Annotated in this window: 10 protein-coding genes; 3 read left to right on the top strand and 7 right to left on the bottom strand. The window is 65.2% G+C overall.

The annotated features are described in order from the left end of the window. Positions 1-38 precede the first annotated feature (38 nt). The 4 genes from OG758_RS10255 to dnaE all read right to left on the bottom strand — a co-directional run bounded on the left by OG758_RS10255 (position 39) and on the right by dnaE (position 5,306). Positions 39-416 (bottom strand): nuclear transport factor 2 family protein, encoded by a 378-nt coding sequence (locus OG758_RS10255; protein WP_326709696.1) that lies wholly within the window; start codon positions 414-416, stop codon positions 39-41. Between the two features lie 353 nt (positions 417-769). Next, positions 770-1,006, bottom strand: a complete 237-nt coding sequence (locus tag OG758_RS10250; RefSeq protein ID WP_326709695.1) for a hypothetical protein — start codon at positions 1,004-1,006, stop codon at positions 770-772. Between the two features lie 344 nt (positions 1,007-1,350). Further along, positions 1,351-1,704: a DUF6300 family protein gene (locus OG758_RS10245; protein ID WP_326709694.1), complete on the bottom strand. Its 354-nt coding sequence runs from the start codon at positions 1,702-1,704 to the stop codon at positions 1,351-1,353. Further along, positions 1,701-5,306, bottom strand: coding sequence for a DNA polymerase III subunit alpha (gene dnaE / locus OG758_RS10240; RefSeq protein ID WP_326709693.1), 3,606 nt, complete (start codon positions 5,304-5,306; stop codon positions 1,701-1,703). Before dnaE ends, OG758_RS10245 begins: the two co-directional genes overlap by 4 nt. Before the next feature lie 748 nt (positions 5,307-6,054). Here dnaE and OG758_RS10235 point away from each other — a divergent pair. Beyond that, positions 6,055-7,419 carry a glutamate decarboxylase gene (locus OG758_RS10235; protein ID WP_326709692.1) on the top strand — a complete coding sequence of 455 codons (1,365 nt, stop codon included), beginning with the start codon at positions 6,055-6,057 and terminating at the stop codon, positions 7,417-7,419. A 985-nt stretch (positions 7,420-8,404) separates the two neighbouring features. Beyond that, positions 8,405-8,593: a hypothetical protein gene (locus tag OG758_RS10225; protein ID WP_326709691.1), complete on the top strand. Its 189-nt coding sequence runs from the start codon at positions 8,405-8,407 to the stop codon at positions 8,591-8,593. Between the two features lie 586 nt (positions 8,594-9,179). Here the strand turns inward: OG758_RS10225 and OG758_RS10220 are convergent. Continuing rightward, complete coding sequence (locus OG758_RS10220) at positions 9,180-10,499, bottom strand: RNA-guided endonuclease InsQ/TnpB family protein (protein ID WP_326709690.1); 1,320 nt, start codon at positions 10,497-10,499, stop codon at positions 9,180-9,182. Between the two features lie 26 nt (positions 10,500-10,525). Between OG758_RS10220 and tnpA the strand changes: the two genes are divergently transcribed. Next, a complete protein-coding gene (gene tnpA / locus OG758_RS10215) occupies positions 10,526-10,957 on the top strand; it encodes an IS200/IS605 family transposase (protein ID WP_326709533.1) in 432 nt (143 codons plus the stop codon). Positions 10,958-11,564: 607 nt separating this feature from the next. Here tnpA and OG758_RS10210 read toward each other — a convergent pair. Then, entirely contained in the window at positions 11,565-12,029 is a 465-nt protein-coding gene (locus OG758_RS10210) for a hypothetical protein (protein WP_326709689.1), read from the bottom strand. Next, positions 12,029-12,448 carry a hypothetical protein gene (locus OG758_RS10205; protein ID WP_326709688.1) on the bottom strand — a complete coding sequence of 140 codons (420 nt, stop codon included), beginning with the start codon at positions 12,446-12,448 and terminating at the stop codon, positions 12,029-12,031. The genes OG758_RS10210 and OG758_RS10205 overlap by 1 nt, the downstream gene beginning before the upstream one ends. Positions 12,449-13,039: the final 591 nt, after the last annotated feature.

Raw genomic sequence — 13,039 nt, 5'->3', positions numbered from 1 at the left:
CCAATTTAGCCGGAACGTCGCTGCGAGCGGCAACCGCTTCACATGGGCTCAACCAGAGCCGCCCGCCATTCCGGGCGCGGATCAGCCCCAACACTCGTCCAGTACTCCCGGCCACGCACGATCCGTCCCTGCTGGATGGTCCAGAACGAGGCCACCCGGAACACTCCGAACTCGTCATGCGGCACCTCGACTTCGGAGACCACCTCGCTGCCGTCAGCCACGATCCGCAGCACCCGAATCGACCAGCCCCCCGGGTATTCGCTGTTCACCGCGACGAAGTTCTTGTTGCCAACGATGCGCTCCGCGCTGACCGGCCACTCGACCACGACGTCCTCTGCGACCAAGTCGGCGACACCTGACCAATCGCGCGCCTGGATCCGATCCCACAATGCCTCAACCACTCCCGAAGGTTCCATGGGGGCACCCTTGCATGAACCACTGACACCCGGCCCTGGGAGCCCAGAGGCGACCCGGCACATCGCCCCTCAAGCAGCCGCTCTGCCGCTAATAGATCCCAATGTCGTTAGAACAAACAGCACGTCGTCAGCTGTCATCACCCGACGCAGACTAGAAGCGTCCGCCTGTGGCAGCGAACGAACTCCATGTCCCCGCTACGTCGTAGACAGCGCCCAGCCTCCATCAAAGTGTGCACCCGATACCACGCGGATGCCGCACTCTCGCTGTGTGGGAGAGCGGGGGAGTAGCGCAGGGTGCGGTACGGCCCCGGCGCTGACCGGGCCCGCACACGGCGCTCTCAGCAGGCAGACAGTCAACGTCCGCCGTAGCCGCCACCGCCGTAGCCGTAGTCGTTGTAGCCGCGGCCGTAGTAGCAGCCGTCGTTCCAGTTCCAGTTCCAGCCGCGGCTGTAGCAATGACGGTAGCCGGAGTCGTGGTAGTTCGAGCCTGAGGCCGAGGCTGTCCCGGCCGAGCCGATCGCGGCGCCACCGGCCATCAGAATTCCGGTGGCGGTCACCGCGATGATGCGCTCCACGCGAAGTGCTCGCATGGGGCCTTTCTCCCTTCCATCGTCTCGCGCACCGAGCGCGAGATGGATGGCCGCGCACGCAAGAAGGACAGCGCGCGCGGTCGAAATGTCATTGCTCTGGAAATTGAGAGACACGCCGTGGCCATCAAACCGGCCGTGCTGGCCAAGTGCGGCCCGGCTCTCGGGCGGCAGACAGACTCAAGCTGCCGGAGTAGCGGTCGGCCACCGCGGCCGCGCACTCGGCGGCACGCTCCGGGTAGAAAAAGTTGAGGAACGTGCTGCGAGCGGCAGTCGGTGGCGGCTCGGATGGCAACTCCACTTCGCTCGTGCCGAGGTTGACGGGATCTCGCATGAGGGGGAGCGGCTCACAACTCACCGCTCCACTGCTCATGTTCATCTGGCAGTAGCGTCTCGTCGGCCTTCTGGTGTCGTACGGACTCGACCCAGGCCGCGACGAGTGCGCCGAACGTCTCGATGTTGTTGATGCCGAGCTTCTCGTCGACGGCGAACAGCGCGAGCAGTTCGTCTGCGGCCGGGGTTCCCCGGTCGCACTCTGGGCACAGCGCTGCCTCGCGTAGCCCGGACATGGCCTCGCCCTGCATGTTCTTCCACGTGTGGACGAATCTGGCTTTGAGCACCCTTTGTTCGCCGCAGGCCGGGCACGCCTTCACGTCGTCGAGTTGGATGATGACGTCTTTTTCGTCAGCCGGTTCGGTCACGCCATGCCCTGCCAGATGTCCAGGCCGAAGCTGCCCTTGATGTCGGATGCGATCGTGCCGGCGTTCACCGTTTCCTGCAGGACATACACGGTGGTCTTGCGGGGTCCTTGGATGGCCAGGCGGACCGGGTTGGGGCCGGGGTGGGCGAGGAGGATGCGCTTGAGCTCCCGTACGGAGGGATCGTTGACCCGGTGGTAGGGGAGGTGGAGTTGGACGGGCGCGGCGCCGCTGCGTTCGGCGGAGGTCACATCGAGGACCTGGAGCTCCTGCCCGGCGAGGTTGATGGTGCCGTCACGGTCGTTGAGGCGGCCCAGGACAGAGACCACGCTGTCCGGGACGAGTGCACCCATGACGAGCTGGTAGGTGGCGGGGAAGAACAGTACTTCCAGCTGGCCGTCCCGGTCCGCGAGGTTGACGATGGCCCACGAGTTGCCCTGCTTGGTCATCTTCGGCTGCACGCTGGTGATGAGTCCGGCCAGCCGTACGACGCCTTCGGTCCGGCCGGAGGCGATCAAGTCGGGGATCGTGGTGTCGCGATTGGCCGCCAGGATGCTCTCTGTGCCGTCCAGGGGGTGCGCGGAGACGTACATGCCGAGCATCTCCCGTTCGGTGGACAGGAGTTGCTTGCGCGGCCATTCGCCTTCGTCGATCTTGATGTCGACGCCGAACGCCTCAGTGCCGTCGTCGCCTCCGCCTGCGCCCAGGCCCGCGAACAAGTCGTCCTGCCCGTAGGCTGCGGCCTTCTTGACGGGTACGACCGCGTCGATGGCGTATTCGTGGGCCGCGGTGAGGCCCTTGCGGGTATGGCCGAGCGAGTCGAAGGCGCCTGCCTTGATGAGCGATTCGATGGCGCGCTTATTGAGGGCGGGCAGGTCGACCTTGTCGAGGAAGTCGGCGAAGTTGCCGAACTTTCCGCCCGCCTTGCGGCCCGCGACGATCGACTCGATGACGTTGTCGCCCACGTTGCGGACGGAGCGCAGGCCGAAGCGGACGTCGTCGCCGATGGCCGCGAACTCGGCGACGGATTCGTTGACGTCCGGCTGCAGGACGGTGACCCCCATCTTGCGGGCGTCCGCCAGGTAGATGCCGGCCTTGTCCTTGTCGTCGCCGACGGAGGTCAGCAGTGCGGCCATGTACTCGGCCGGGTAGTTGGCCTTCAGGTAGGCGGTCCAGTACGAGACGAGCCCGTATCCGGCGGTGTGGGACTTGTTGAACGCATAGCCGGAGAAGGGGAGCATGACGTCCCACAGCGCCTTGATGGACTCCTCGGAGTAGTCGTTGCCCCGCATACCGCCGTGGAACTTCTCCCACTCGGCGGCCAGCACCTCGGGCTTCTTCTTACCCATGGCGCGGCGCAGCAGGTCGGCGCCGCCGAGGGTGTAGCCGGCGAGCTGACGGGCGATCGCCATGATCTGCTCTTGGTAGATGAGCAGATGGAAGGTGTTGCCGAGGATCGGCTCCAGAGCCTGCTCCAGCTCGGGGTGGATCGGCTGGATCTCCTGGCGCCCGGTCTTGCGGTGCGCGTAGTTCATGTGCGCGTTCGCGGCCATCGGGCCGGGACGGTACAGGGCGAGGGCGGCCGCGATGTCTTCGAACCGGGTCGGCTCCATGGCCTTGAGGAGTGTGCGCATGCCGCCGCCGTCGAGCTGGAAGACGCCGAAGGTGTCGCCCGAGGCAAGCAGTTCGTACGTGTTCTTGTCGTCGAGCGGGATGACGACCTGGTCCGTGACGTCGCCGTTGCCCGGGTCGACCGTGGCCAGATGGACACCGCGGTTCTCACGGATGTTCTGGATGGCGTGGTCGATGACGCCCAGGTTCCGCAGGCCCAGGAAGTCCATCTTGACCAGCCCCATGTTTTCGCAACTGGGGTAGTCGAAGCCGGTGATCTTGACGCCGTCCTTGGCCCGCATGTGCAGCGGGATCCGGTCGGTCAGCCTGGTCTTGGAGAGGATGACCGCGGCCGCGTGCACGCCGGTGCCGCGGGTCAGGCCCTCGACGCCCTTGGCCGTGTCGATGACCTTCTTGACGTCGGGCTCGTTCTCGTACATCGCCCGGATCTCACCGCACTCGCCGTGGCGGGGGTGCGTGGAGTCGAAGATGCCGTCCAGGGGGATGGACTTGCCCATGATGTCGTCGGGCAGGGCCTTGGTGATGCGCTCCCCGTGCTGGAAGGGATAGCCCAGGATGCGCGAGCTGTCCTTGATCGCGTTCTTGGCCTTGATCTTGCCAAACGTGTTGACCATGGCGGTGTACTCGTCGCCGTACTTCTCGACGACGTAACGGACCATGAAGTCGCGCTGACGGTCGTCGAAGTCGAGGTCGACGTCCGGAGGGTTGATCCGCTCCGGATTCAGGAACCGCTCGAACAGCAGGCCGTGCTCCAGCGGGCACAACTCGGTGATCCGGGTCGCGTACGCCACGATCGAACCGGTGGCCGAGCCGCGGCCCGGACCGACCGGCACCTTGTTGTCGCGGGCGTACTTGCAGATGTCGGCGACCACGAGGAAGTAGGAGGAGAACCCCATCGGGCCGATGACCGTCATCTCGGTCTCGAACCGCTCCAGGACCTCGGCCGGGATCGGGTCACCGTAGCGCATGACGAGGCCCTTCATGACCTCCTTGCGCAACCACGACTCCTGAGTCTCCCCGTCGGGAACATCAGGGAACTGCGGCATCTCGTCGATGTTGTCGAAGACCTCGTCGTACGACTCGACGCGCTCCGCGATCAGCAGGGTGTTGTCACACGCCTCGGGCATCTCGGAGAACAGACCGCGCATCTCGTCCGCGGTCTTGAGGTAGTAGTCGTTCCCCGAGAACCGGAACCGCTTCTCGTCGGCCTTGTTCTTGCCCACGCCGATGCACAGCAGGTTGTCGTGCGCGTCGGCTTGGTCCGCGTGGACGTAGTGCGCATCGTTGGTGGCCAGGAGAGGAATGCTCAGATCCTTGGCCAGACGCAGCAGCCCGTCCCGCACATCCCGCTCGATGGACAGACCGTGATCCATCAGCTCGAGGAAATAGTTCTCCCTGCCGAAAATGTCCTGGTACGCGGCCGCGACCTGCCGTGCCTCGTCGTACTGCTTCAGCCTCAGACGGGTCTGGACCGCACCGGAGGGGCAGCCGGTCGTCGCAATGATCCCGTCCGCATGCTCGCTGATCAGCTCCATGTCCATACGGGGCTTGCCGGCCGGGAACTGCCCCGTATAGCTGGCTTCCGTCGACAGGTAGAAGAGGTTGCGCAGACCCCTCACGTTCTGCGCCCACATCGTCATGTGGGTGAAACGTCCGCCGCCCGAGACGTCCTTGGACCCTTCACCGTCGTCGGACATGGCCCGCTGCCCACCGGGCCCCCAGAACTCCTGCTTCCGGTTGCGACGCGAGGACGGCGCGACGTACGCCTCGATCCCGACGATCGGCTTGACGCCGTCGAAGCCCTTGGACACCTGATGGAACTCGTACGCACCGAACATGTTGCCGTGGTCACTCATCGCGACCGCGGGCATGCCCTGCCGCTCGACTTCGGCGAACATCGGCTTGAGCTTCTGAGCCCCGTCAAGCATCGAGTACTCGGTGTGATTGTGCAGGTGAACAAAGCTGTCAGCCACCGGGCGGGCACCTCCGAAGGGGGTCGCGGGAAGCCCTCACCCTAGCCCTGAGATCAAGATCAAATTCGGCTTCTCTGTCCCTTCCAGAGCCTCACCGCACGACGCGGCCGCGATGGCCTCGCGGTATGACCGAGAGAGACATTTAGACTCCGGGGCGTGGCGCCGAACCATGCCGGAAGTCCCGCCTCGGGCTTGCCCAATTGGCCAGGGCCGCTGCCCGAGGTGCAGGTGAAGGCGATGCCTCCGCCGGGGGCGCGCAGGCTCCGGGACGGCGAGGGCGCCGTACGGGGATGCCGGCCGGTGGGGTGCTGAGGCGGGGACTCCCATCACGTCCACCGTCGACCCAGGTCAAGCCGAGCAGACACGGCACCGCCCGGATCGCCGACGATTCCCCGAGAGGACAGCCCGAAGCGTCAATCGTTCGGTGGGTCAGGCCGCCGAGCGGTGCCATGACCAATCCTCACAGTTGTTCGTACAGGGGCGCGCTCCATCTGGACGCCCGGCACCGCGCCTGCTCCGCATGCGTGTGGGGGGCGACGGCAGACGGGATGGGAGTGGGGTAGGCGGTGGGGCGGTGGGGGGTCAGGCGACCCTACGAACTTTGGGAGGCTGGTCGGTGCCTTTCCTCTAGGAAGGGGCTGTTCCGTAGCGTCCGTAGCGCGCAGGGCCGCAGCCAGTTCGGTGCCTCGCTGTTCTTCCTCGGCGTGTCCCTCGCCGAGGCATGCAGCGGCGCTGTTTGAATCGTCATATGACTAAGCGTGACGACGCGGCCCTGTTCGGCAACCGATTCTTGACCGTGCCCGCTCCCTCGGAGACATTCCCGGAGGAAGGCATGGCTGCGACGGACGCAATGAGGCTGCTGGATGTGGACCTCGCCATGGAGGGGGACCCGCAGCGGAACCTGGCCACGTTTGTCACCACTTGGATGGAGCCGGAGGCGCAACGGATCATCGCCGAGAACCTCCACCGCAATTTCATCGATCATGCGGAGTACCCGATTTCCGCCGAGATCGAGCAGCGTTGCGTGCGCATGCTCGCCGACCTCTTCAACGCGCCGGGCAAGACAACCGGATGTCGGACCCAGGGCTCGTCCGAGGCGATCATGCTCGGGGCGCTGTCGCTGAAGTGGAAGTGGCGGGAGCGCCGCCAGGCGGCCAATCTGTCGGTCGACCGACCCAACTTGATCTTCGGCGGGGACGTCCACGTCGTGTGGGAGAAGTTCTGCCGCTACTTCGACGTCGAGCCGCGCATCGTGCCGCTCGCCGAGGGCAAGTACACGATCGGCCCGGAGGACGTGGAGCCTCTCCTCGACGAGAACACGATCGGCGTCGTCGCCGTCCTCGGCACCACGTTCACCGGCCACAAGGACGACGTCGTCGGGATCGACAAACTCCTGCGGGACGTCCGCAAGGAGCGGGACCTCGACATCCCGATCCACGTCGACGGAGCCAGCGGCGCATTCGTGTGGCCCTTCCTCTACCCGGACTCGAAATGGGACTTCCGGCTGGAGCAGGTCCGTTCGATCAACGTCTCGGGACACAAGTACGGCCTGGTCTACCCCGGCATCGGCTGGCTGGTCTTCCGCGAGGAGTCCGACCTGCCCAAGGACCTCGTGTTCCACGAGAACTACTTGGGCAAGACCGACGCGACGTTCACACTGAACTTCTCTACCGGCGCGTCGATGGTGCTCGCGCAGTACTACAACTTCGTCCGGCTCGGTCGTCAGGGCTACACCTACGTCATGAAGATGTTGCAGGAGAACGCCCACGCGTTGGCGGACAACCTGCGTAACTCCGGCCGCTTCGAAGTGATCGGGAGCGGCCTCGAGCAACTGCCGCTGGTCGCTTTCCGTCTCGCCGGCAAGCACGCCTACGACGAGTCCGACGTCGCCTGGCAACTCTCGGCCGAGCGCGGCTGGATGGTACCGGCGTACACGCTCCCGCCCAACGCGGAGCGGGTGAAGATCATGCGTGCCCTGGTCAAGGAGACCCTGAGCCGCGAGCAGATCGATCGCCTGAGCCAGGACATTGCCGACGCGTGTCGCACTTTGGACGACAAGGGTGCGACCCATGCGATCGAGCGGGCCCAGGTCAAGCGCGGCACCGGCTACTGACGCTGGCGGACGCGAGCGCACAAAGGAACCGCGCCCGTGATGAGTCTCGATCAACTGAGGGGCGCGGAGCTCGGCCACGACTTTGCGTACGGTGCCGGACGCGACTCCGTACCGGGCCATCAGGTCCGATTCGCTGGGTACCGGAGACCCAGGCTAAAGCGCGTTGGATTGGATCTGCTCGGCCAGGTCGTCCGCGATCTGTAGGTACTTCGCCATCGCTGAAGACGCCACGCTGTCACTCGCCATAGCCCTACCCCACCGTCTGGCCGGCACCGGAAGACCATGGCGACGACCTCGATCGCACGAACAGCTCTCTGACGTGTCGACCGCGGTGACCTGGCTTGCCTCGGACGAAGTCATGGCCGCGATGAGCGAGGCCTACAGCGTCCGCATCGCAGATGCCCTGACGGCATGGCGCCCCACATCCGAACCCATGACGGACGCAACCTCACCGACCGATCAGGCAACTAGTCCAACTGCGGGGAGTCATAGAGCTGTTACGAGTTTCTCTACCTCATCAAGCACCCGACTGCGCTCCGCTCCGCCGGGCGGGCTTTCCGGCTCCGCTCGGGGCGCCGCTCCTGCCTTCGGCCCGCTCCGCCCCGGCTGCGCCGACGCCTGCCCACTCATGGATAGGGCCGTAGGCCAATCGGCGATCACCGTGTGAAGGGGCCACAGGCCAAGGCGTCTGCCTCCGGCGGGGGCGCTCAGACTCTGGGATGGCCGGGGCGCCGTACGCGAGTGCCGGCCGGTTCGTGGTGAGCGTGGTGGGCTCCCATCCCGTCCACCATCGACCCAGGCAGAGCCGAGCAGACGTGGCCCATGGCGTCCAGGTCGTTCGTCCAGTTGGGCGCTCCACCTGGACGCCATGAACCACGCCCGCTCCACAGACGTGTGGGTCGACGGCGGACGGGATGGGAGCTGGGGAAGTAGTGGGTTAGGGAAAGAGGTCGGGTGCGGGGCTGGCGGCACGTAGCCTCACCCCGTGAAGATCCCACGCCCGGCCGTGCCGGAACCCTTGGCCTGGGCCATAGCCTGGGTCATTGGCACCGTGATGTTCTGGTCGCTTGCCCAGGTGTTCGACGACCCGAAGAGGTGGTACACGTGTGCCCTCCTCGCAGGGATCGTCGTCGCCGCCGGAGAACTCCTCGACCGCTACAAGCAGAAGCGCTGACCAGGTCCGAGGTGCGCCGAACCTCTTGGCGATTAGCTGGCCACCTGTTCTACTGCGCGCATGATTACAGGGGTCTGTGCCTTCCTCGGCACGGTGATCGGGGCGTTTCTCATGGAACGGCGAGCGCGGCGAACAGCCGCTCGGGCCGAGGCAGGGGAAGCAGTCCTCTTCCCGGTCGGGGCCAACCTGCCGGACGAAGGGCGGCGCTACAGCCTCGGTCGCGTACTGGCCGGAGGCGAGTTCCGATGGATACCTCGCTGGTCGTGGACGCGGCTACGTGGACTCCCGACAGATCTGCGCTACATCCGCGCACGCGAAATGACCTTCCGCGGAAAGTTGTGGCTCCCGGACAGAGTGCTGGTGATCGAGTGCGAATCGTCTGTAGGGCCTGTACGGCTATGGGCCCACCCGGAGCAGGCGGTACAGGTGGTGGACATGATCCGGCGTGCAAGTAGCCCGAACTCGTCGAACACCCCGGTTCCTGACGTCAGCAGCTGACACCCGCAGGCGCGGAACAGCCGCGGTCGACGCTGGACCTCATTGAAGTGCTCTCCTCCCTTCGCAGGCTCAGGAAGGAGATTCCTGCTTACCTTGCAGCAGCGGGCTTGACGCCACGGGTGCGCCTGACGACTGCCCTCCCGGCAGCCGGGATCGCCACGAGGCCGATCCGGTACAGGTGCAAGACGTTCCGGGCCGCGTTCCAGTCGGCATTCGCCGACCATCCGCAGTCCGGGTTCTTGCATACGAACGTGGCCTGGTCTTCGCGGCTGCCGGGCGTGACGAATCCGCACGCGGAGCAGCGCAGGGAGGTGTTCGGGGCGGGTACCTTGACCAGGGTTCCGCCGTTTCGGGCGGTTTTGTACGTCAGCAGTGTCACGGTGCGGCCCCACGCCTCCTGGCTGATGGAACGGTTCAGGCCGGACTTCTGCGCGACGTTCCTCCCCGGGTTCTCGATGGTTCCCTTGGCGGACTTGACCATGTTCGTGATCTGCAACTGCTCCACCACGACCGTGCCGTACTGCTGGGCGATGGCGGTGGTGGACTTGTGCTGCCAGTCGATTGCTCGGCGCGTGGCTCTTGCGCGGAGCTGCCTGATCTGGTCGTAGGTGACGTGCAGCCGGTTGGAGCTGCGCTCTTTCGGCTTGCGGAAGCTCTTGCGGTGCGCGGCGCGCTGTTCCAGGCGGAGCAGCTTGGCCTTCTCCTGCGGGTTCAGCCACTTGTCCCGGTCGGCGGTGCCGTCCGGGAGCCGGGCAGGTCGTCCGTGGTCCTGGTGGTTGCCGTCGGACAGCGCAAGCGGCAGTTTCACCCCGGCGTCGATACCGACCTCGGGACCCTGGTGGGGCTCCGGCTTGAGCTCAAGGGTCTGGATACGGAAGGCGATGTGCCAGCCGAGCCCGTCTTTGACCAGCCGTGCCCCGGTGATCCGATTCTCCCTGTCGGCGAGCTTGCCGACGGGGAGATCCTTGGTCCAGCGGAACCGGACACGGCCCACCTTGGGGATGTTGACCATGCCCCACCGTCGGTGTACTCGCTTGATCTGCAAGTCCCGGCCCTGCGGGATGTCCACCGACAATGCCGTGCGGAAGCGGGCCTTGAAGTTCGGCTCGTCCGCACGCCCGTCCCAGCAGTTCCGCCACGCCTGGAAGTACGTCTTGAGTACCGCCTGCGCGGCCTGCGCGGGCAGCACCGCGTACCAGTCGATCTCCTTGCGGGCCTGCCGCAACGCCTGATCCATGCGCGTCAGAGCGCGCTGACACTTCGGCGTCATCTGCCACAGGTCGTGGAGCTGATTCCACATCGCGCGTGCCGCGTGCGCCTGGTCATCCATGAGCCGGACCTGTGCGGGCGTCAGCGCCAGCCGGGCGCGGTGCCCGAACTGCCGCTTCTCCCACACGAGTTCACCCATGACCATCACCCTACTACAGTTGGCTTATGTCACCACGATGGAACCCAAATCCTGACGTACGCACCGGCCGTCACGTCGTCCATAACCTTCACGTCCACTTGGTATTCGTCACCAAGTATCGGCGCAAGGCATTCACCGACGCCATGCTGACGCGCACCGAGGAGATCATGCGCGACGTCTGCACCGACTTCGAGGCCGAACTCAAGCAGTTCAACGGCGAGCAGGACCATGTGCATCTGCTCGTGCACTATCCGCCCAAGGTCCAGCTCTCCAAACTGGTCAACTCCCTCAAGGGCGTCAGCTCCCGCAGGCTTCGCCAGGAATACGACAGCCACGTCCGCCGCTACCTGTGGGGCGGACACTTCTGGTCCGGCTCCTACTTCGCCGGATCCTGCGGCGGCGCACCGCTGACCGTCGTCAAGCAGTACATCGAAAACCAGCAGCGCCCCACCGGCTGAGGACAACACTGCGGACCCGTGCGAACGTGCGGCTCAGAGCAGCCCTGAGATGGCCTTCACCCCCGCCGTAAACGGCGGAGCACTGGCCAAGATCAAAGGTAGACAGCCAGTCGAGGCACAAAGCGGGTTGGCCGAGGTCGACGTCTCCCCTTGATCGACCTGACAAGGATGACGACCAACCTCAAAACCCGTGTGTGGCCGTGCCCCATCCGTGCCCGATAGACAGGGAACTCACGGGGAATCGCGGTCACCAACAGGCAACGCGCATGACGAAGGCCCCCGGCCGATGTTCCTGGTCAGGGGCCTTCAACCTGGGCGGTGGGTATGGGATTTGAACCCACGGTGACTCGCGCCACGACGGTTTTCAAGAGCGTCACGCTTGCAGGGCATATGCCCTGGTCAGAGCCTGTTTAGGCTCCCACGGAGGGCACCTTGGCCCACGCATGGCCCACCGGCCCCGGGAAAGGGGCCTTAGAGCTCGTAGCACGATCTTGTTGAAGAGTGCTGGTTGGGCGTTACCGGTGTGACGATTCGGCCAACACCCCGAGCATGCCCACCAGTCACGCCGACGCACCGGGCAACTCCAAGATCCCCGGCAGAGTCAAGTTCAGCTATGGACTGTCTGTTTGACGCCATCCTTGTCGGTGATGCTGACGGAAACGCGCCACCGCGTCCGCTTGTCGGCCTCGATCTTGACCGTACCGCCGAACTTCCGGCCATCCAGGTCTTTCGTCTTCATCGAGGCACCGTAGGTGGCGCTGTCGTCACACACTTCGATCCCGGCGCGCAGCGCTGTCCCATTACTGACGTTCAGACCACCTGAGGGACCGAGACAGTCATACCGCACGGACAATGCGGCAATCCGGTCCGCAGCCACGGGCAGCTTCACCGTCCCCGGACCCAGCCGGCCCGGTGTCTTAGCGCCCTTCTCAGGATTTTCCGGATCGGACACCAGCGCTGCTGCCTTCGAGGCACTCGGCGAAGGCGGCGAAGGCGGCGTACTCTTCCCGCCGCTGCACCCGGACACCACAGCGGCGGACACCACCAGCAGAACAATCCCTGCGCTGCGCATCAGCTTTTCCCGTGCCACGTCTCGCGGCCGTTGTAGACCAGCCGCGCCGATCCCTTCCGCAGCACCTTGATCTTGCAGTTGGGCTCAGTTTGGTTGTAGTTCCACTTCGTGTACCTGGCCTTCACCCCGGCGTGCAGGTAACCGTGCCTCATCGTGTTCGGCACCTTCCACGACCACGTGTAGGTGGAGCTGTTCGTCCACTGCCAGGCAAAATGGTAGTCGAACTCAGCCGACGCCTTGACGAACACCACCTTGGCTTCGCCGGAGACCGCCCCGCCGACCGTCGACGTCGTCGTCTTGCCCTTGTGGAAGGTGATGCTGATCGTCGTGCCGCTGTCCCCGCCGGAACGGGGTTCCATGTCCCTGTAATACGTGTGGCAGCCCGAGAAGTCGTAGCCCCGGTCGGGCGGGCAGATCATCGGATGGACTGTCCCGGCACTGGCGGGTACAGACCCGCAGCGGCAAGTGCAGCGACGGCGCAGCCGACTGCGACGATCTTGGGTATTGGACGCACGTGTTTCCCCGTTTTTCTCTCGCTGAAAGCGGCCCCCGTCGACCGTCAGGAACTGACCCTAGGGAGCGACTCGCTTTCCTGTCGCGGCAGTTGAGTGAAACATGAGGTTCAGGTCACCCTAATCGTCACCGCTTGCGGGGGCCATCTGCTCAGTCGTCGTCACACAGCGGAACCCGGTGTCGTCGTCGTGCATCGTGTCGTTGGCGTCGTTGCGAACGGGCGTGAACCACAGCGGGCCACCGCCAGATCCCGACCAACAGACTTGGAAAGCGTGTTGGTCGGGATCTGCGCAGCCTGCCGTTCCGGCCGGCAGTCGTGGCCCCTGAGCAGGGCGACCACGAGTCACGTGTAGTGCAGGCTGACTTCACTGCGGTACAGCAGCGAAGTACAGCAACCTCAGCAACCGATCACGTCCGTTAGCGTCCTCGTGTGGCCATCTCGCGACCGGTATGACCACCGCCGACCGTTCCGCATAGAGCTACGGATCAGAAGGCAC

The sequence above is a fragment of the Streptomyces sp. NBC_01474 genome (assembly GCF_035918215.1).
Taxonomy (GTDB): domain Bacteria; phylum Actinomycetota; class Actinomycetes; order Streptomycetales; family Streptomycetaceae; genus Streptomyces; species Streptomyces aureus.
Note: the sequence above shows the minus strand (reverse complement) of the source record. Positions and strands in the feature narration are given on the sequence as shown.

Excerpts from the sequence above, each read along its gene's own strand:
- OG758_RS10205 (WP_326709688.1), bottom strand. The coding sequence starts at position 12,448 with ATGATCTGCCCGCCCGACCGGGGCTACGACTTCTCGGGCTGCCACACG.
- OG758_RS10250 (WP_326709695.1), bottom strand. The coding sequence starts at position 1,006 with ATGCGAGCACTTCGCGTGGAGCGCATCATCGCGGTGACCGCCACCGGA.
- OG758_RS10220 (WP_326709690.1), bottom strand. The coding sequence starts at position 10,499 with ATGGGTGAACTCGTGTGGGAGAAGCGGCAGTTCGGGCACCGCGCCCGG.
- OG758_RS10235 (WP_326709692.1), top strand. The coding sequence starts at position 6,055 with ATGACTAAGCGTGACGACGCGGCCCTGTTCGGCAACCGATTCTTGACC.
- OG758_RS10255 (WP_326709696.1), bottom strand. The coding sequence starts at position 416 with ATGGAACCTTCGGGAGTGGTTGAGGCATTGTGGGATCGGATCCAGGCG.
- tnpA (WP_326709533.1), top strand. The coding sequence starts at position 10,526 with ATGTCACCACGATGGAACCCAAATCCTGACGTACGCACCGGCCGTCAC.
- OG758_RS10210 (WP_326709689.1), bottom strand. The coding sequence starts at position 12,029 with ATGCGCAGCGCAGGGATTGTTCTGCTGGTGGTGTCCGCCGCTGTGGTG.